The organism is Mycobacterium sp. (assembly GCF_032161845.1).
Taxonomy (GTDB): Bacteria; Actinomycetota; Actinomycetes; order Mycobacteriales; family Mycobacteriaceae; genus Mycobacterium.
The window spans coordinates 1-18,499 of the sequence record NZ_JAVRQA010000097.1 but is presented as its reverse complement, the minus strand read 5'-3'; the positions used below and the strand labels follow the sequence as shown (position 1 = coordinate 18,499).

The 18,499-nt window shown below is 67.2% G+C and carries 17 protein-coding genes and 1 tRNA gene; 8 read left to right on the top strand and 10 right to left on the bottom strand.

The annotated features are described in order from the left end of the window. The first annotated feature begins 93 nt into the window (after positions 1–93). The 5 genes from QOD90_RS05865 (at position 94) to QOD90_RS05845 (ending at position 5,823) form a co-directional block, all read left to right on the top strand. On the top strand, positions 94–1,728 hold the full coding sequence (locus tag QOD90_RS05865; protein ID WP_526347594.1) for a fatty acyl-AMP ligase: 1,635 nt from the start codon (positions 94–96) through the stop codon (positions 1,726–1,728). A gap of 133 nt (positions 1,729–1,861) precedes the next feature. Then, positions 1,862–2,839 carry an efflux ABC transporter ATPase subunit, DrrA-related gene (locus QOD90_RS05860; RefSeq protein WP_526347592.1) on the top strand — a complete coding sequence of 326 codons (978 nt, stop codon included), beginning with the start codon at positions 1,862–1,864 and terminating at the stop codon, positions 2,837–2,839. Next, positions 2,836–3,684 (top strand): ABC transporter permease, encoded by an 849-nt coding sequence (locus tag QOD90_RS05855; RefSeq protein WP_526347590.1) that lies wholly within the window; start codon positions 2,836–2,838, stop codon positions 3,682–3,684. The genes QOD90_RS05860 and QOD90_RS05855 overlap by 4 nt, the downstream gene beginning before the upstream one ends. A gap of 116 nt (positions 3,685–3,800) precedes the next feature. Continuing rightward, on the top strand, positions 3,801–4,703 hold the full coding sequence (locus QOD90_RS05850; RefSeq protein ID WP_526347588.1) for a hypothetical protein: 903 nt from the start codon (positions 3,801–3,803) through the stop codon (positions 4,701–4,703). Between the two features lie 85 nt (positions 4,704–4,788). Beyond that, positions 4,789–5,823 carry an epoxyqueuosine reductase gene (locus QOD90_RS05845; protein ID WP_526347587.1) on the top strand — a complete coding sequence of 345 codons (1,035 nt, stop codon included), beginning with the start codon at positions 4,789–4,791 and terminating at the stop codon, positions 5,821–5,823. On the opposite strand, the gene pth is transcribed toward QOD90_RS05845, so the two are convergent. The 9 genes from pth to QOD90_RS05800 all read right to left on the bottom strand — a co-directional run bounded on the left by pth (position 5,820) and on the right by QOD90_RS05800 (position 12,556). Then, positions 5,820–6,398 (bottom strand): aminoacyl-tRNA hydrolase, encoded by a 579-nt coding sequence (pth, locus tag QOD90_RS05840; RefSeq protein ID WP_526347585.1) that lies wholly within the window; start codon positions 6,396–6,398, stop codon positions 5,820–5,822. The two genes, QOD90_RS05845 and pth, sit on opposite strands and share 4 nt — an antisense overlap. 3 nt (positions 6,399–6,401) lie before the next feature. Then, entirely contained in the window at positions 6,402–7,070 is a 669-nt protein-coding gene (locus QOD90_RS05835; RefSeq protein WP_526347583.1) for a 50S ribosomal protein L25/general stress protein Ctc, read from the bottom strand. A gap of 143 nt (positions 7,071–7,213) precedes the next feature. Beyond that, a complete protein-coding gene (locus QOD90_RS05830) occupies positions 7,214–8,080 on the bottom strand; it encodes an oxidoreductase (protein WP_526347582.1) in 867 nt (288 codons plus the stop codon). Positions 8,081–8,159: 79 nt separating this feature from the next. Next, the gene (locus tag QOD90_RS05825; protein ID WP_526347581.1) at positions 8,160–8,828 is read right to left on the bottom strand and encodes an LpqN/LpqT family lipoprotein; all 669 of its coding nucleotides are present in this window, start codon (positions 8,826–8,828) and stop codon (positions 8,160–8,162) included. Beyond that, entirely contained in the window at positions 8,825–9,496 is a 672-nt protein-coding gene (locus QOD90_RS05820; RefSeq protein ID WP_526347579.1) for an LpqN/LpqT family lipoprotein, read from the bottom strand. Before QOD90_RS05820 ends, QOD90_RS05825 begins: the two co-directional genes overlap by 4 nt. A 2-nt stretch (positions 9,497–9,498) precedes the next feature. After that, the gene (arsC, locus tag QOD90_RS05815; RefSeq protein WP_526347577.1) at positions 9,499–9,873 is read right to left on the bottom strand and encodes an arsenate reductase (glutaredoxin); all 375 of its coding nucleotides are present in this window, start codon (positions 9,871–9,873) and stop codon (positions 9,499–9,501) included. Position 9,874: 1 nt separating this feature from the next. Beyond that, positions 9,875–10,855, bottom strand: a complete 981-nt coding sequence (locus QOD90_RS05810) for a ribose-phosphate diphosphokinase (protein WP_526347575.1) — start codon at positions 10,853–10,855, stop codon at positions 9,875–9,877. Positions 10,856–10,945: 90 nt separating this feature from the next. After that, on the bottom strand, positions 10,946–12,406 hold the full coding sequence (gene glmU / locus QOD90_RS05805) for a bifunctional UDP-N-acetylglucosamine diphosphorylase/glucosamine-1-phosphate N-acetyltransferase GlmU (protein WP_526347573.1): 1,461 nt from the start codon (positions 12,404–12,406) through the stop codon (positions 10,946–10,948). 78 nt (positions 12,407–12,484) lie between these two features. After that, positions 12,485–12,556: transfer RNA gene (locus tag QOD90_RS05800), tRNA-Gln, on the bottom strand. 128 nt (positions 12,557–12,684) lie between these two features. Between QOD90_RS05800 and QOD90_RS05795 the strand changes: the two genes are divergently transcribed. The 3 genes from QOD90_RS05795 to QOD90_RS05785 all read left to right on the top strand — a co-directional run bounded on the left by QOD90_RS05795 (position 12,685) and on the right by QOD90_RS05785 (position 18,077). Beyond that, positions 12,685–13,281: a TetR/AcrR family transcriptional regulator gene (locus QOD90_RS05795; protein WP_284231596.1), complete on the top strand. Its 597-nt coding sequence runs from the start codon at positions 12,685–12,687 to the stop codon at positions 13,279–13,281. Positions 13,282–13,374: 93 nt separating this feature from the next. Continuing rightward, positions 13,375–17,040, top strand: coding sequence for a transcription-repair coupling factor (gene mfd, locus QOD90_RS05790; RefSeq protein WP_526347571.1), 3,666 nt, complete (start codon positions 13,375–13,377; stop codon positions 17,038–17,040). Beyond that, positions 17,037–18,077, top strand: a complete 1,041-nt coding sequence (locus QOD90_RS05785) for a nucleoside triphosphate pyrophosphohydrolase (RefSeq protein WP_526347569.1) — start codon at positions 17,037–17,039, stop codon at positions 18,075–18,077. Before mfd ends, QOD90_RS05785 begins: the two co-directional genes overlap by 4 nt. Here the strand turns inward: QOD90_RS05785 and QOD90_RS05780 are convergent. After that, the coding region (locus tag QOD90_RS05780; RefSeq protein WP_526347567.1) for a Dyp-type peroxidase at positions 18,050–18,499 on the bottom strand (450 nt) is incomplete at its 5' end. The two genes, QOD90_RS05785 and QOD90_RS05780, sit on opposite strands and share 28 nt — an antisense overlap.

Genomic DNA, 18,499 nt, shown 5'->3' with positions numbered 1-18,499 from the left:
GGGTGGAACATTGAAGAGGCATGGAATAGCGCGCGTTGGCTGCGAGTTCAACGCAGGGGCCGACGCCGGGCTCCTCAGACCCAGGAGGTTGTCGTGAGCAGGTTTACCGAGAAGATGTTCCACAACGCTCGGACGGTGACCACGGGCATGGTGACCGGGGAGCCGCACGAACCGGTGCGCCACACCTGGGGTGAAGTGCACGAGCGCGCTCGGCGCATCGCGGGCGGACTGGCCGCGGCAGGCGTCGGACCCGGCGACGCCGTCGGCGTGCTGGCCGGATATCCCGTCGAGATCGCTCCGACGGCGCAGGCGCTGTGGATGCGTGGCGCCAGCCTCACGATGCTGCATCAGCCCACCCCGCGCACCGACCTGGTGGTCTGGGCCGAGGACACCATGAACGTCATCGGGATGATCGAGGCCAAGGCCGTGATCGTCTCCGAGCCGTTCCTGGTGGCGATCCCCGTGCTGGAGGAAAAGGGCATCCTCGTCCTCAAGATCGGCGACCTGCTCGACGCCGACCCGATCGACCCCGTGGAGACCGAGGAGGACGACCTCGCGCTGATGCAGCTGACGTCGGGCTCCACCGGCTCGCCAAAGGCCGTCCAGATCACCCACCGCAACATTTACTCGAACGCCGAGGCGATGTTCATCGGCGCCGAGTACGACGTGACCAAGGACGTCATGGTCAGCTGGCTGCCCTGCTTCCACGACATGGGCATGGTCGGCTTCCTCACCATCCCGATGTACTTCGGCGCCGAGTTGGTCAAGGTGACGCCGATGGACTTCCTGCGCGACACGCTGCTGTGGGCCAAGCTGATCGACAAGTACAAGGGCACCATGACCGCAGCGCCCAACTTCGCCTACGCGCTGTTCGCCAAGCGCCTGCGCAATCAGGCCGAGCCAGGCCAGTTCGACTTGTCCACCCTGCGCTTCGCGCTGTCGGGCGCCGAGCCGGTCGAGCCCGCCGACGTCGAGGATCTGCTGGACGCGGGCAAGCCGTTCGGCCTCAGCCCCAAGGCGATCCTGCCGGCCTACGGAATGGCCGAGACCACGCTCGCGGTTTCCTTCTCCGAATGCGGTGCCGGCCTGGTGGTCGACGAGGTCGACGCCGACCTGCTGGCGGCATTGCGCCGCGCCGTCCCCTCCACGAAGGGCAACACCCGTCGCCTGGCCTCGCTGGGTCCGCTGTTGCGTGACCTCGAAGCCCGGGTCGTCGACGAGCACGGCGAGGTCATGCCCGCGCGCGGCGTCGGCGTCATCGAGCTCCGCGGCGAATCCCTGACCCCCGGTTACATCACGATGGGTGGCTTCCTTCCGGCGCAGGACCAGCACGGCTGGTACGACACGGGTGACCTCGGCTACCAGATGGAGAACGGCCACATCGTGGTCTGTGGCCGCGTGAAGGACGTCATCATCATGGCGGGCCGCAACATCTACCCGACCGACATCGAGCGGGCCGCCGGCCGCGTCAAGGGCGTCCGCCCTGGCTGTGCCGTTGCGGTCCGGCTCGACGCGGGCCACTCCCGCGAGACGTTCGCCGTCGCGGTGGAGTCCAACGCCTGGGAGGACCCGCTCGAGGTGCGTCGCATCGAGCACCAGGTCGCCCACGAGGTGGTGACGGAGGTCGACGTGCGACCCCGCAACGTCGTCGTCCTCGGCCCCGGCACCATTCCGAAGACGCCGTCCGGCAAGCTGCGCCGCGCGAACTCGGTCTCGCTCGTCACCTAATCTTCTTTGGCGCGAGCGTGCGTGTCTGCTCCGCGACACGCCGCTCAAACTGGCAGGGCACGCACGCTCGTCAGAACCTGAGGTCGCGGAAAGTCGTTGGCTGCCCGTCGGGGGGTGTCGCTACGGTTGTCGCATGACCGCCCCGGCCATCGAGGCCATAGATCTCGTCAAGAAGTTCGGTGACCGCGCCGATGAGCGGCCTGCGGTCGACGGCGTCAGCTTCACCGTGGCGCAGGGAACCGTGTTGGGACTGCTCGGGCCCAACGGTGCGGGCAAGACCACCACCGTCCGGATGATGACGACGCTCACCGAACCCACCAGCGGGACCGCGCGGGTGGCGGGCTACGACGTCCGCACCCAGCCGGCCATGGTCCGTAGCAACATGGGCCTCACCGGGCAGGCCGCGACGGTCGACGAGCTTCTCACCGGACGTGAGAACATCCGGATGATCGGGGCCCTGTACGGCATCGGTCGTCGCGACGTCGCGCGGCTGGGGGACCAACTGCTGGAGCGCTTTTCGATTGCCGATGCCGCCGACCGACCGGTCAAGTCCTACTCGGGTGGCATGCGCAGGCGCATCGACCTCGCGGTCAGCCTGATCGCATCGCCGCCGGTGCTGTTCCTGGACGAGCCGACCACGGGCCTCGACCCCCGTAGCCGCATCGACCTGTGGGATGTGCTGCGCGACCTGGTCTCTCGCGGTACCACCCTATTGCTGACTACCCAGTACCTCGAAGAAGCCGATCAACTCGCCGACGACATCGTCGTGATGGACCGGGGTCGCATCATCGCCAAGGGCACCCCCTTGCAACTCAAGCAGCAGGCGGGCAACGCCAGTCTGGTGGTGACTGTGTCCCATGCCGCCGACCTGCAGACCGCCAGGGAACTGATGGCGAGGTCGGGCATCGACGTACACGTCGACGCGGGAGCGCGGCAGCTCACCGCGGCGGCGGACGGGATCGCCGACATGACGCGGGTAGCCGGCTGGCTGCAGGAGAGCCGGATCGAGGTCGACGACATCGGGCTGTCCAGGCCGAGCCTCGACGACGTGTTCCTATCGCTCACCGGCCATCGCGCGGACGACGACGAGAATGAGGAGAGCCGACCATGACGACCGTGGCACCCAGATCCGCCGTCGATGCATCGCGACCCGCGACGCGCCAAACCTCCGTCTTCGAGCAGTCGTGGATCATGGTCAAGCGCAACATGATCCACACCAAACGCATGCCGGAGATGCTCAGCGACGTCACCGTGCAGCCAATCATGTTCGTGCTCCTGTTCGCGTTCGTCTTCGGCGCGTCGATCGCCAACACCGGCGGTGCGTCCTACCGCGAGTTCCTGCTGCCGGGCATCCAGGCGCAGACCATCGTCTTCACCGCATTCGTCGTCGCCGCCGGTATCACCTCCGACGTCGAGAAGGGCATCATCGACAGGTTTCGGTCGCTGCCGATCCGGCGGTCCTCGGTACTGATCGGCCGCAGCGTCGCGAGCCTGATCCATTCGTCGATCGGCGTCGTGGTCATGGCGATCACCGGGCTGTGCATCGGCTGGCGCATCCGAGGCGGTGTAGCAGATGCGGTGCTGGCGTTCGCGCTGATCCTGGTCTTCGGCTTCGGGATGATCTGGTTCGGCATCCTCGTCGGATCGCTGATGCGGTCGGTGGAGGCGGTCAACGGGGTGATGTTCACCGTGCTATTCCCAATTACCTTCCTGGCCAACACATTCGCGCCGACCGAACCGATGCCCAGGTGGCTGAGGGTGATTGCCGAGTGGAACCCCGTCTCGTCGCTGGCGCAGGCGATGCGGGAACTGTGGGGCAACGGCCCGGCGGCGCCGCCGGAAGCGCAGTTGCCGCTGCACTATCCGATACTCGCGACCATCCTGTGGTCGTTGGCGATGACCGCGGTGCTGGCGCCCTTCGCGCTGCGCGCATATTCGCGCCGCACGTCGGACTAGTCGGCGTTCGTCGACGGCGCTGCCCAGCCCAAACGGCCCCGGCGCGCCGACATTGCTCATACCATCGGCCCTAGCTCGATGCCGGCGTGCGGCAGCCTGCTGACCCAGGGGGCAAGATGGCGGACACCGCGAACGTCGGCACGCGGGCGGGCGAGGCACTGGCGGTCTCGACCGAGCAGCAGGCGAGCCGAACTGGAGCGGTAGTCAAGGCCGCCGCGTGGGTGCTCGGTGGCTTCTCCTTGCTGACGGCGGGTCTCAGTGCCCTGACCGTGATTCCGAGGGTTGCGAACGGCTATCTGTCATGGACGGTGCTGGCTGTCTCGCTGATCGTCGTGGCGTTTCTCGGTGCGCTGGTTGCCGTCGGCGTGACGTATAGCGAGACGTATAAATCCGAGAAGAAGTGGTGGCGTGACACCGTCAAGATCCCGATCGCGCTGGCGGCGACGCTCCTGATGGGCGGCATCGCGATCATGCTGGTGATCTCCTTGCTGGTCTTGGGAAGGTCGGAGGTGCCGCGTCTCACCTTGAGCATCGCTCCCTACGGGGACAACGCCAAGGGGGACCCCACCACTACCGCGACGGTCAAGCTCAAGATCGAGGCCGACGCCATGAACCCCGGCGGTTACCTCGTCGCCAACATCGTCGCGCTGGACACGATCGTCGAAGGTGGACAGTTTCAGGTGGGTCAGCGAATCTATCGATCCTTGGTCGGTTCCGATTCGGCGGGACACGTGATGTCGGAGATCGAGACGCAGATTCCCATCGACCGGTACAGCATCGTCGTCGCCGAAGTCTTTCCCGGTCCGGTGCAGTCCGCCGGCGCCGGCGGGGCGCAGTTCACGTGGTCGAGCGAGTTCGCGATGGTCTCCACGACCGTGTGCACCGACATCGAAGCCCCGCAGCCACGCGCCTGCGTCTACGCGAGGGTGCCCGGCTCGGTCATCAAGTTCACCGCACCAAGTCAATCCTTGCCGCCGACGCCGATACCCGCGATCGTCCGCCCCAGGACCGGTGGCTGAGGAGTAGCGTGGCCACCCTGCACGCCTGAGTATCTATAGCTATACTCAGATGCATGATGCCCCTGCCGACGCTTCGTGCCGCGCGATGACGGACCGTGTCTCCGGACGGATCGCGAACCACCCGACCGTGCGGAAGGTGCTCGCCCGCAAGACGGAACCACCGCCGGGGGTGATCGACGCCGACTGGCTGCGCGCGACGTGCCTCGCCGCCGGCGCCGATGACGTTGCCTTCGCCAGCGTCGACGATCCGGCGCTGGCTTCCGAACGTGAGCACGTCGAATCCGCACTGCCCGGCACCAAGAGTTACATCTCGCTGGTCGTGCGGATGAATCGGGACAACGTCCGCTCACCCGCGCGCAGCGTCGCCAATCAGGAGTTCCACCGGACCGGCGAGATCATCAACGAAGCCGCGCACCGAATCACCCGCGCACTGCAGGACGTCGGACACCGCGTGCTCAATCCGTCGGCAACCTTCCCAATGGAGATGGACGAGTTTCCCGGCCGGATCTGGGTCGTCGCGCACAAACCGGTCGCGGTCGCGTCCGGACTCGGCGTCATGGGCATCCATCGCAACGTGATCCACCCGAAGTTCGGCAACTTCATCCTTCTCGCCACCATCATGGTCGACGCGCCGATCACCAGCTACGGTGAGCCGCTTGACTATTCGCCGTGCCTGGAATGCAAGCTATGTGTCGCGGCGTGCCCGGTCGGGGCCATCGGCAAGGACGGCGAGTTCGACTTCGTCGCGTGCTCGGTGCACAACTACCGCGAGTTCATGGGCGGCTTCACCGACTACGTGCAGACGATCGCCGACAGCTCCGATGCCGCTGACTTCCGTTCCCGCGTCACCGATTCGGAGAACGCGTCGATGTGGCAGAGCTTGTCGTTCAAGGCGAACTACAAGGCCGCCTACTGTCTCGCGGTGTGCCCGGCGGGCGAGGACGTCATCGAGCCCTACCTCGACGATCGAAAGGGCTTCATGGACCTGGTGCTCAAACCGCTTCAGGCCAAACGCGAGACGCTGTACGTGCTGCCGAACTCGGCTGCCAAGGAACACGCCGAGAAGCGGTACCCGCACAAGACGGTGAAGGTGGTCGACAGCGGTATCAGCGGCCGCTAGCCCCAGGCGTGGACGGTGTTCTGCGCCGACTCGAGGCCCAGCTGAATCAACAGTTCGGTGGCGTCGGCGGCCTGCTCGCAGATGGTGCCGACCTCTGGTCGTTCGGCGGTGGTGAAGTTCTCCAGCACGTAGGTCGCGGGATCCTTGCGACCCGGCGGCCGGCCGATCCCGATGCGCACGCGTTGAAAGTCCTTGGTGCCCAGCGCCGAAGCGACCGAACGCAACCCGTTGTGGCCGCCTTCACCGCCACCCAGCTTGAGTCGGATTCGACCGAAGTCGATGTCCAGCTCGTCGTGGATGGCGATGACGTCGGCTGGCGCCACCGAGTAGAAGTTCGCCAACGGACCGACCTGGCGACCGGACTCGTTCATGAACAGTCGCGGCTTGGCCAGCACCACGGAGCGGCCGCCGAGGCGACCAGTAGCCACTAAAGCGCCCGACTTCTTGTGCACCTTGAATCCCGCGCCGAGGCGATCGGCGAGAATGTCGGCGACGAGGAACCCCAGGTTGTGCCGCGTCGTTTCGTAACGCGGCCCGGGGTTTCCGAGGCCGACCACCAGCAGTGGCTCGGCCACTCCCTACTCGGACTCGGCTTCCGCGGCCTCGTCGCCGTCGGCCTCGCCATCCACATCGGCTGCCGGTGCGTCGGCGGCGTCGCCGGCGCCCTCGGCCTCGAGATCCTCGGCGGTCGGCGCAGTAATCACGTTGACGACCAGCAGGTCGGGATCCGAGATCAGCGTGACGCCCTCGGGCAGCGTCACCTGCGAGGCGAGGAACTGTGTGCCTGCGGCGATGCCCTCGACCGACAGCGTCAGGTTCTCGGGGATCGACATCGCGTCGGACTCGATCTCGATGGTGTTGGACTCCTGGTTGACCAGGGTGTCCGGGCCCGCGTCGCCCTCGACGATGACCTGGATCTCGACGGTGACCCGCTCGCCGCGACGAACGATGATCAGGTCGACGTGCTGGATGTTGCGGCGGATCGGGTGGATCTCGATCGCCTTCGGCAGCGCAAGGGCTTCCTTGCCGTCGATGTCGAGGGTCAGGACCGCGTTGGTGCCGAAGTTACGGAGCACCGCGGCGAACTCACGGGCCGGCAACGTCAGGTGCTGCGGATCGGCGCCGTGGCCGTAGAGCACGGCGGGCACCTTGCCGTCGCGACGAGCCTGGCGCGATGCGCCCTTGCCGGTCTTCGCGCGGACCTCAGCGGTCAGATTGTTCGATGCGTGGGCCGCAGTCTTGGCCATGTGTGTCGCTCCTGTGCCGTTTGTCTGGTGGCACGGTGAGGGCGACTGGAAGCAGCTCAGCTGCGAATCGTTCCCGTCGATAACGGTGGCCCGATGCGGTCCACCCTCGCCGTGATCGTCGCCAAGGCTAGCGTATGGGGCCGTCAGAGCGGAAATTTGGTGTCCGTGAGCTGCTCGGACAGGTCCCATAGCGCGGCGGCGGTGTGTGCGTTGCCGGCCAGCGGGCTTCGCGCCGACAGCCCGGTGGGCCCGCGCATCGCATACTTCGGGCCGACGAAGCTATCGCCCGGCAACGCCTGCGATGCGGCGAAGAGCGTCTGACGCGCCCCGAAGTCGGCGTCGGTGGCCAGCTTGTTGCCCAGCGACATCAGCGAGTTGCTGATCTTGCCCGCCGCGTGACCCTGCAGGTTCGTTTCCGAGTACCCGGGGTGCGCGGAGAGCGCCGTCACCGGCGAACCGGCCGCGTCGAGTCGGCGCTGCAACTCCTTGCTGAACAGCAGGTTGGCCAGCTTCGACTGGCCGTAGGCCAGCCACGCGGAGTAGGGCCGCGCCTTCCAGTTCAGGTCCTTGAGGCTGACCTTGCCGATCAGATGCATCATCGACGACACCGTCACCACCCGGTCGGAGATCTTGGGCAGCAGCAGATTGGTCAGCGCGAAGTGGCCAAGGTGGTTGGTGCCGATCTGACTTTCGAAGTCGTCGACGGTCTGCGCGTAGGGCACCGCCATGATTCCGGCGTTGTTGATCAGCACGTCCACCGCGTCGACCGAGTCGGCGAATGCTCGCACCGAGGACAGGTCCTGCAGATCGAGCTTGCGGACCTCCACCTGCCCGGGCATCCTCGCCGCCGCGGCGTTGCCCTTCTCGAGATTGCGGACGGCCACGATGACCTTGGCACCAACCCTGGCCAGTTCCCGGGCGGTGACCTCGCCGAGGCCGCTGTTGGCGCCCGTCACGATCACGGTGCGGCCGGCGAACGAGGGCAGTTCTGCAGCGGTCCAGTTGCTCATCGCCCAACCCTATTCCCGGGTCGCTTCGCTCGCCCCCGCAAGCCGGGGGGACCCCCAGCGCCGGCCGGATGGAGAGCGCCTATTTCCTTGCGACCGTGAAGCCCCTGATGATGCCTTCGATGTCCGGCCCGTCGGCCTGGGCCTTGTCGGCGAACGAGGTCACCGTGAGCTGGACCAGATACCGCTGGCCGGGGAGGCCGGCGCGTGCCGGCGTGCCTTCGGCGAAGACGATCCGGTTGTAGCTCTGCATCCGCTGACCGTTGAGGTCGTAGGTCCCCTCGATCATCGACGAGGGGAATCCTCGGAAGTCGACGGTCGAGGCATTGAGTTGTTTGAAGTTCTCCGACAACTCGGCGTCGCCGTTGGCGTGCTTGAGTGCCTCGGCGACGTCGAAGTTCCCGTCCAACTTGAACACCAGGAGCATCGCGGTCGGGTAGGTGTCGCCCTTGGCGATCGTGCGAGTGCCAGGGGAGAGGTTCGTATTGAAGTAGGGCTTCCAGCCCGGCGGCTGCGGCACGGACACCGTCAGGTCGGTCAACTTGTCGGGTGCGACGGGCGCACCGGTGACGCCGGCGTTCTCGAAGTAGGTCGAGATGGAGATGGGCTTCTCGGTGCTTGGCGCGGCGGTGGTGGTGGTCGGCGTCGTCCAGATCGACTTGTAGTCGGGTTCCGCGGGACCGCACCCGGCCACGGTGAGCGCCGCCCCCACGACCAAGGCCCCGGCGATCGCTGCCTTGGCGCGTCTCACGAGACCGCCACCTTGAAGCCGGCCACGACGCTGTTCAACGCGGGCGTCGCGGCGATCAGCTGATCGGGGGGCGTATTCACGGTGAGCTGGACCAGGTAGCGCTTGCCGGTCGACGGCACATCGGGCAGGACGATCCGGCTGTAGTGCTGCGCGCTCGTGGTCATGCCCTCCGTCGCCGCCGATGGGAAGCCGTCGTAATCGTCGAAGGACTCGGTGACGTCGGTGGCGGTGGGTGGCATCGCGTCGGTGTTGGCGTGGCGGACGGCGTCCTTCGGGTCGAAGTTGCCGACGAGCTCGATCGCCATCAGCGTCACCGAAGGGGCGGGTCCTTGGACGTTGACCGGTTGGATGAATTGGACCCCGGTCGCGAAAAGGGGATCGCTGGTTTGAGCCCAACCGTCGGGCACCGGCACCGTGACCGAAAGCCCGGGTAGATCGTCCAGGTGCACGGGGGTTCCGGTGACGTTGATCGAGGCCAGGTAATCCCTGAACGCCACTGGCTTGCCCGACGGCGGCGTCGCGGGGGCGGGTACCGGGGTCATCGCGGGAATCGCGCTCGTCGCCGAGGATGTAGTCGATGAGGACGCGGCATCGTCGCCCCCGGTGGTTCCCGAGGCGCAACCGGCCAGGGCAAGTGCCGTCACCAACACGCCGACATGGCGGACCAACGTCACAGAATGTCGCGGACGTCGTCGAGCGGGCGGGCCAGGCGCGTGCCCTTGCCGGTGACGACGAAGGGACGCTCGATGAGGATCGGATGTTGGACGAGAGCGTCGAGCAACTCGTCGTCGGATGCTCCCGCGAGCCCGAGTTCGGAGTACAGCGCCTCGCGCTTGCGGACGGCGGCCCGGACCTCGATGCCGGCGTCGGTGATCAGCTCGACCAGTTCTTCGCGCGTCGGAGGCGTCTTCAGATACTGAATCACGGTGGGTTCGTAACCGCTGTCCCGCAGCAGTTCGAGGGTCTTTCGCGACGTCGAGCACTTGGGGTTGTGATAGATGACGCTCGTGGAGGCGCCCCGGCGCCGACCTTCTACCGACGTCATCTCAGGCATCCCCGTCGAACAGTCCCGTCACCGAGCCGTTTTCGAACACCGCGCGGATGGTGCTGGCCAGCAGCGGCGCGATCGACAGCACGGTCAGCTGGGGGAACATCTTCTCCTCGCCGATCGGCAGCGTATTGGTGACGACGACCTCGCGGGCGCCGCACTCAGCCAGCCGCTGCGCGGCGGGATCGGACAGCACGCCGTGGGTGGCGGCGATGATCACGTCCGCAGCGCCGTCCTCCTTGAGCAGCTTGACCGCGCCGGCGATGGTGCCACCGGTGTCGATCATGTCGTCGGTGAGGATGCAGGTCCTGCCCTTGACGTCGCCGACCACGCGATTGGACTTGACCTGGTTCGGCACCAGGGGATCGCGGGTCTTGTGGATGAAGGCCAGTGGGACGCCGCCGAGCGAGTCGGCCCACTTCTCGGCGACGCGCACGCGTCCGGAGTCGGGGGAGACGACGACCATGTCGTGGCTGGCGTAGTTGTCGCGGATGTATCCGCACAGCAGCGACTGGCCACGCATGTGGTCGACGGGGCCGTCGAAGAAACCCTGGATCTGATCGGTGTGCAGGTCGACCGACACGATGCGGTCGGCACCGGCGGTCTTGTAGAGGTCGGCGACCAGTCGGGCCGAGATGGGCTCACGGCCGCGGTGCTTCTTGTCCTGCCGGGCATAGGGATAGAACGGCAGGATCGCGGTGATGCGTTTGGCGCTACCCCGCTTGAGCGCGTCGATCATCAGCAGTTGTTCCATGAGCCACTTGTTCAGTGGTGCGGGATGGGATTGCAGCACGAAGGCGTCGCAGCCGCGCACCGACTCGTCGAAGCGCACGAAGATCTCGCCGTTCGCGAAGTCGCGGGCCGTCATCGCGGTGACGCTGACGTCCAGCTCCTTGGCGACCTGATCGCCGAGCTCGGGATGTGCACGCCCCGAGAACAACATCAGGTTCTTGCGATTGTCGGTCCAGTCCGTGGCCACTTAGAGCTGCCTTTGCCGTCGGGGATCGATACGGGTTGATCGTACGTAGCGAATATGTAGCCGCGTGGCCGGGTTGCCAGAACGCCAACGTCAGGTGTCCGGTTGGTCGCCTTCGCCGGTGGCTTCACGGGCGGCGTCGGCGGCCGCGCTGTTGGGTCGTTTGCGCGCGACCCAGCCCTCGATGTTGCGTTGCGGCCCGGCCGAGACCGCCAGCGCGCCGGGCGGCACGTCCTCGCGAACGACAGTGCCAGCGCCGGTGTACGCGCCGTCGCCGACCACCACGGGTGCGACGAACATGGTGTCCGATCCGGTGCGCACGTTGGAGCCAATCGTGGTGCGCCGCTTGGTTTCTCCGTCGTAGTTGACGAATACGCTCGACGCGCCGATGTTGCTGTTCTCGCCGATGTCGGCGTCCCCGACGTAGGTCAGGTGCGGCACCTTGGTGCCTGCGCCGATGTTCGCGTTCTTGGTCTCGACGAACGTGCCGATCTTGCCCTCGGTGCCGAGCTCGGTGCCGGGCCGCAGGTAGGCGAACGGGCCGACGACCGCGCCGTCACCGATCACCGACGACGAGCCTTGGGTGCGAATCACGGTGGCCCCGTCGCCGACGGTGACGCCCGTCAGGGTGGTGTCGGGCCCGATCTGACAGCGCGCGCCGATCCGGGTGGTGCCGAGCAGCTGCGTGCCCGGTGCGACGACGGTGTCGCGACCGACGGTCACGTCGACGTCGATCCACGTAGTGCGCGGGTCGATGACGGTCACGCCGCTGCGCTGCAGTGACGCGACGATGCGCCGGTTGAGCTCGCGGTGCAGGTCGGCCAGCTGAACGCGGTCGTTGACGCCCGCGACCAGGGCGCTGTCGTCCACGTGCCTGGCGTTGACCCGCTGATCGTCGCGACGGAGGATCTCGACGGCGTCGGTGAGATACAGCTCGCCCTGCGCGTTGTTGGAGCGCAGCTTCTTCAGTGCCGAGCGCAGCGCCGTGGCATCGAAGGCGTAGACGGCGGCGTTGACCTCGCGGATCGCCCGCTGTGACGTGGTGGCGTCGGCCTGCTCGACGATGCTCATGACTTCGCCGTCCTGCGTCCGCAGGATTCGGCCGTAGCCGGTGGGGTCCGGCAGCGTGGTGGTCAACAGCGTCGCCGCGCAGACCTCGCCGCCGTGCGCGTCGACCAGACCGGCCAGGGTGTCGGCATCCAGCAGGGGAACGTCGCCCGCGGTCACTACGACGGTGCCTTCGAAGTCGTCGGGTAGCGCGGCCAGCCCGCACGTGACGGCGTGCCCCGTGCCTAGCTGTTCGTCCTGCACGGCTACGTCGATGGTGCGGCCGAGCTCCTCGGCCAGGCTGGCGACGGCAGGGATGACGCGATCGCGGTCCTTGCCGACGACGACCACCAGGTGCCGCGGCGAGACCTTCGCGATGGCGTGCAGCGCGTGGGAGATCATGCTGCGGCCCGCCAGCGTGTGCAGCACCTTGGGCACATCGGACTGCATTCGGGTGCCAGCCCCTGCCGCCAAGACGATGACCGCGGTGTCGCCTCGAGTCGTCATGTGGCCTCCTTTTGGCGATTTCGGCGTGTTCGGCCGCGCTCACCGCGGCTCAACGCGCCGAAATCGCTCGGTGCTGTGCTCCGTCGCCAGGACTCGAACCTGAACTATCTGAACCAAAATCAGAGGTGCTGCCGATTACACCACGACGGACTGCGGCGTTGACTTTAGTCGACGGGCCGTGGTGGCCCCAGGCTGCGGAGGGCAGGAGCGAAGCGACCGGGGATTAAGGTGGCATCGTGGCCGCGCCGGAGAAGGAAGTGCGTGCACCCCGTGCGCGCATGACCGGAACCGAACGGCGCCAGCAGCTGATCGAGATCGCCAAGTCGCTGTTCGCCGAGCGCGGGTATGACGCCACGTCCATCGAGGAGATCGCCCAGCGGGCCAACGTCTCCAAGCCCGTCGTCTACGAGCACTTCGGTGGCAAGGAGGGGCTGTACGCCGTCGTGGTCGACCGCGAGATGTCGGCGCTACTGGACGGCATCACCTCGTCGCTGACCAACAACCGCTCCCGGGTGCGGGTCGAACGGGTGGCGTTGGCCCTGCTGACCTACGTCGAGGAACGCACCGATGGCTTCCGGATCCTGATTCGCGACTCGCCGGCCAGCATCGCGTCCGGCACCTATTCGAGCCTGCTCAACGACGCCGTCAGCCAGGTGGCGTCGATCCTGGCCGGCGACTTCTCCCGCCGCGGACTCGATCCCCAGTTGGCGCCGCTGTACGCGCAGGCGCTCGTCGGCTCGGTGTCCATGACTGCGCAGTGGTGGCTGGACACCAGGGAGCCGAAGAAGGAAGTCGTCGCCGCGCATCTCGTCAATTTGATGTGGAACGGGCTGACGCATCTCGAGGCGGATCCGGAGCTGCACGACCAGCAGTAGTCCCAGCGCCGAATGGCCAGTTGTCCCACGCTTTTTGGACTGTGACGTGGGGTAAGTGGCCACTCGACGGCAACGAAGTAAGCTGGGCACACAATGAATGCATCGGGGCACCCCCATGTCCAGACCCCGATGGCGGGCCTGGTCCGTCTCGCGCTGTCCGATCCAGGGTTGACCGACCTCACCCGCCGCGCTGCCGACGCCGCGCCTGCGATGGCGCTCGTCGGCCCCGCCAGCGCTCGGCTCTTCGTCGCCGCGGCACTGGCCGAGGCGGGTCCGCTACTCGTCGTCACCGCCACTGGCCGCGAGGCCGACGATCTGACCGCCGAACTGGGTGCCGTCTACGGTGACGCGATCGCGATGTTCCCGTCGTGGGAGACGCTTCCGCACGAGCGCCTCTCGCCGGGCGTCGAAACGGTCGGCGCCAGGATGATGGTGCTGCGCAGGCTGGCTCATCCCGACGACATGCGCCTCGGTGCACCGCTGCGGGTCGTGGTCACCACTACGCGCTCGCTGCTGCAGCCGATGGCGCCCGACCTGGCCGACATCGAGCCGGTCACGCTGACGGTCGGCGAGGAACCCCGGTTCGCCGCCGGAGCCGCCCCGGCGGCGACATTTGAGGCCGTGTTGGAGCGGCTGGTCGAGCTGGCCTACACCCGGGTGGACATGGTCGGCAAGCGCGGCGAGTTCGCGGTCCGCGGCGGCATCCTCGACGTCTTCACTCCGACCGCCGAGCATCCCGTCCGCGTCGAGTTCTGGGGTGACGAGGTCTCGGAGATGCGGATGTTCTCGGTCGCCGACCAGCGATCGATCCCCGACATCGCCGTCGACACCCTGATCGCCGTGCCGTGCCGCGAGCTGATGCTCACCGAGGACGTGCGTCAGCGGGCCGCCGCGCTGTCCGCCGACCAACCGCACGACGACAACCGCGTCACCGGCACGGTCGGCGACATGTTGGCCAAGCTCGGCGAGGGCATCCCCGTCGACGGGATGGAGGCGCTGCTACCCGTCCTGCGACCGACCGACCTGTCCCTGTTGTCCGACCATCTGCCTGCGGGTGCGCCGATCCTGGTCTGCGACCCCGAGAAGGTCCGCACCCGGTCGGCGGACCTGATCAAGACGGGCCAGGAGTTCCTCGAGGCGTCGTGGTCGGTCGCCGCGATGGGAGCCGACGCGCCGATCGACGTCGAGCAGCTCGGCGGGTCCGGATTCCGCGAGCTCGCGGACGTCCGGTCCGCCGCAGGCGACGGTGGCCACCCGTGGTGGACGTTGAGTCAGCTGGCCGACGGTTCGGCGACCGAACTCGACATCCGTGCGGCGCCGTCGGCGCGGGGTCAGCAGAACAGCCTCGACGAGATGTTCGCGATGCTGCGCGCCCACGTCACCACCGGTGGGCTCGCCGCCATCGTGACGCCCGGCACCGGCACTGCCCACCGGATCGTCGAGCAGTTGGGCGAATCCGACACGCCCGCTTCGATGTTGGCCGCAGGCGACGTACCGAAGCCCGGTGTGGTCGGGGTGCTCAAGAGCCCGTTGCGCGACGGTGTCGTACTGCCGGGGGCGAACCTCGTCGTCATCACCGAGACCGACTTGACCGGCAACCGGGCCAACGCCACCGAGGGCAAGCGGCTGGCCGCCAAGCGTCGCAACGTCGTCGACCCGCTGGCACTGACCGCTGGCGACCTGGTCGTGCACGATCAGCACGGCATCGGCCGCTTCGTTGAGATGGTCGAGCGCACCATCGGTGGTGCGCGTCGCGAGTACCTGGTGCTGGAGTACGCGTCGGCCAAGCGCGGCGGCGGGTCGGACAAGCTCTTCGTGCCGATGGACTCACTGGACCAGCTGTCCCGCTACGTCGGCGGCCAGGAGCCGTCGCTGAGCAAGCTCGGCGGCAGCGACTGGACCAACACCAAGACCAAGGCCCGTAAGGCCGTCCGCGAGATCGCGGGCGAACTGGTGACGCTGTACGCCAAGCGGCAGGCCGCACCGGGCTACGCATTCGGGCCCGACACCCCGTGGCAGGCCGAGATGGAGGACGCGTTCGGGTTCACCGAGACCATGGATCAGCTGACCGCCATCAACGACGTCAAGTCCGACATGGAGAAGCCAGTCCCGATGGACAGGGTGATCTGCGGTGACGTCGGCTACGGCAAGACCGAGATCGCGGTGCGGGCGGCGTTCAAGGCGGTGCAGGCGGGCAAGCAGGTCGCCGTGCTGGTGCCCACCACGCTGCTGGCCGATCAGCACCTGCAGACGTTCTCCCAGCGCATGGCCGGCTTCCCGGTGACCGTGAAGGGGTTGTCCCGGTTCACCGACAACGCCGAGTCCCGCAAGGTGCTCGAGGGCATGAAGGACGGGTCGGTCGACATCGTCATCGGCACGCACCGCCTGCTTCAGACCGGCGTGACGTGGAAGGACCTCGGCATGGTCGTGGTCGACGAGGAGCAGCGGTTCGGCGTCGAGCACAAGGAGCACATCAAGTCGATGCGCACCCACGTCGACGTGCTGACCATGAGTGCGACGCCGATCCCACGCACGCTGGAGATGAGCCTGGCGGGCATCCGCGAGATGTCCACCATCCTCACCCCGCCCGAGGAGCGGTTTCCCGTCCTCACCTACGTCGGCCCGCACGATGACAAGCAGGTTGGCGCGGCGCTTCGTCGCGAACTGCTGCGCGACGGGCAGGCGTTCTACATCCACAACCGGGTGAAGTCCATCGACTCCGCGGCAGCGCGAGTACGGGCCCTCGTCCCGGAGGCGCGTGTCGTCGTGGCGCACGGCCAGATGCCCGAGGAGCAGTTGGAGCGCACCGTCGAGGGGTTCTGGAACCGCGAATACGACATCCTGGTGTGCACCACGATCGTCGAGACGGGCCTGGACATCTCGAACGCGAACACCCTCATCGTCGAGCGTGCCGACACGTTCGGGTTGTCGCAGCTTCATCAGTTGCGGGGCCGTGTCGGGCGCAGCCGCGAGCGGGGCTACGCCTACATGCTCTATCCGCCAGAGGTGCCGCTGACGGAGACCGCCTACGACCGGCTCGCCACCATCGCGCAGAACAACGAGCTGGGTGCGGGCATGGCGGTGGCGATGAAGGACCTCGAGATCCGCGGCGCGGGCAACGTGCTCGGCGCCGAACAGTCCGGCCACGTCGCTGGGGTCGGCTTCGATCTCTACGTGCGACTGGTCGGCGAGGCAGTCGAGGCATACCGCGCGGTGATCGACGGTAAGACCGTTGCGGCCGTCGAGGAACCGAAGGACGTTCGCATCGATCTGCCCGTCGACGCGAACCTGCCGCCCGAGTACATCGGCAGCGACCGACTGCGGCTGGAGGGCTATCGCCGGTTGGCGGCCGCGCAAGACGACGCGGCGATCGCAGCCGTCGTCGAGGAACTGGTCGACCGCTACGGTCCGCTGCCCGAGCCCGCGTTGCTCCTCGTCGCTGCCGCCCGGCTACGGTTGCTGTGCCGCCAGTACGGCGTGACCGAGGTGACCGCTCCGTCGGCGTCGTCGATTCGCGTCACCCCACTGACGCTGCTGGACTCCCAGCAGCTCCGACTCAAGCGGATGTACCCTTCGGCGACGTACCGCGCCACGACGTCGACCATCACGGTCCCGATCCCGCGCGTCGGGAGCGGCGTTGGGGCGCCGCGGGTTCGCGACGCCGAATTACTGCGCGTGGTGGCAGGTTTGCTGTTGGCGCTGGATGGAAAAGCTCAATCGGAGGTTGATATAACCAAAGTGGGAGGTGTGGCCACATGACTGTCGTCCTAGTGGATCCGCGCCGCCCGTCGCTGGTGCCGGTGGACGCCATCGCTCTGCTCGCCGGCGACGTGCAGTACACCGAGGAGATGCCCGTCAAGGTGCCGTGGTCGCTGCCCGCATCGCGGCCGGCGTACACCGGCGAGGACGCTCCGGTGCTGCTGTCCTCCGACGCGAATCACCCCATGGTGCAGGCTCGCCTTGCTGCGGGCGAGAGGCTGATCTCGGCGCCTGCCCCGTATCCCGGTGAGCGGTTGATCGACGCGGTGGCGATCATGGACACGCTGCGGACGTCAGGGCCGTGGGAGGGCGAGCAGACCCACGATTCGCTGCGGCGGTATCTGCTCGAGGAGACCTACGAGCTGTTCGACGCGGTCCGCAGCGGCAACGTCGATGAGCTGCGCGAGGAGCTCGGCGACGTGTTGTTGCAGGTGCTGTTCCACGCCCGCATCGCAGAGGATGCGTCGGACTTGCCGTTCAGCATCGACGACGTGGCCGACGCCCTGGTGCGCAAGCTGGTCAACAGGGTGCCGGCAGTGCTTGCCGGAGAATCGATTTCACTCGCCGATCAGCTGGCGCAGTGGGAGGAGCGCAAGGCCAGGGAAGCGAAGGTGAAGTCGCGCAGTTCGGTGATGGACGACGTCCCCACCGCGCAGCCCGCTCTGGCGTTGACGCACAAGGTCCTCGAACGCGTCACCGCGGCCGGCCTCCCTGCCGATCTGCTGCCCGACGGGCTGGCGTCGATCGGTACGGCCTTTGGCAGCGACCCCGAGAATGCCTTGCGCACACAGGCGTTGGAGTTCATGGACACCGTCCGCAAGGTCGAGCGGAACGTCATTGCCAGTCGGCGCAACCCCGAGGTGCCAGCGGAACTCGACGACGCGCAGCTCGGCGTTGTCACCGAAGAAGAGTGGCGGGCGCACTGGCCGACCGAGGAGCAGTTGACCGACGAGCCAGCCGAGGACCCGGAACCGGTCGTCGACGAGGTTGATCCAGAGCCCGCCGATGATCAGGACAGCAGCGTCGAACCCCAGTAGGCCGACGAGTCACCCTCGCGCAGTCCCGGCGGGCAGGCGAACAGGGCAGTCCCCGTGTGGGTGATGTACTCGTTCATGGCGTCGCTACGCGACAGTGCCATCTGCATGGGGACGAACGACGTCTGCGGGTCGCGGACGAACGCGATGAAGAACAAGCCGGCATCCAGATGGCCGAAACCGTCCGTGCCGTCGGTGAAGTTGTAACCGCGGCGCAGGATCTCGACGCCGTTGAGGTTCTCCGATGACGCGATGCGGACGTGGGCGTCGACGTCGATCAGCGGGGTGCCCTTCGAGCTCTTCGTGTGGAAGTCCAGCGCGTCGAACTCGTCGGCGTATCCGATCGGGGCGCCGGTGCCCTTCAGTCGTCCGATGACCCGCTCCTGTTCGAGGAGCGTGGTGCGGTCCCAGTTTTCGATGCGCAT

Coding starts and splice junctions, on each gene's coding strand:
- QOD90_RS05795 (WP_284231596.1), top strand. CDS start 12,685: ATGACCGGAACCGAACGGCGCCAGCAGCTGATCGAGATCGCCAAGTCG.
- QOD90_RS05860 (WP_526347592.1), top strand. CDS start 1,862: ATGACCGCCCCGGCCATCGAGGCCATAGATCTCGTCAAGAAGTTCGGT.
- glmU (WP_526347573.1), bottom strand. CDS start 12,406: ATGACGACTCGAGGCGACACCGCGGTCATCGTCTTGGCGGCAGGGGCT.
- mfd (WP_526347571.1), top strand. CDS start 13,375: ATGAATGCATCGGGGCACCCCCATGTCCAGACCCCGATGGCGGGCCTG.
- QOD90_RS05850 (WP_526347588.1), top strand. CDS start 3,801: ATGGCGGACACCGCGAACGTCGGCACGCGGGCGGGCGAGGCACTGGCG.
- QOD90_RS05830 (WP_526347582.1), bottom strand. CDS start 8,080: ATGAGCAACTGGACCGCTGCAGAACTGCCCTCGTTCGCCGGCCGCACC.
- QOD90_RS05785 (WP_526347569.1), top strand. CDS start 17,037: ATGACTGTCGTCCTAGTGGATCCGCGCCGCCCGTCGCTGGTGCCGGTG.
- QOD90_RS05845 (WP_526347587.1), top strand. CDS start 4,789: ATGACGGACCGTGTCTCCGGACGGATCGCGAACCACCCGACCGTGCGG.
- arsC (WP_526347577.1), bottom strand. CDS start 9,873: ATGACGTCGGTAGAAGGTCGGCGCCGGGGCGCCTCCACGAGCGTCATC.
- QOD90_RS05855 (WP_526347590.1), top strand. CDS start 2,836: ATGACGACCGTGGCACCCAGATCCGCCGTCGATGCATCGCGACCCGCG.
- QOD90_RS05835 (WP_526347583.1), bottom strand. CDS start 7,070: ATGGCCAAGACTGCGGCCCACGCATCGAACAATCTGACCGCTGAGGTC.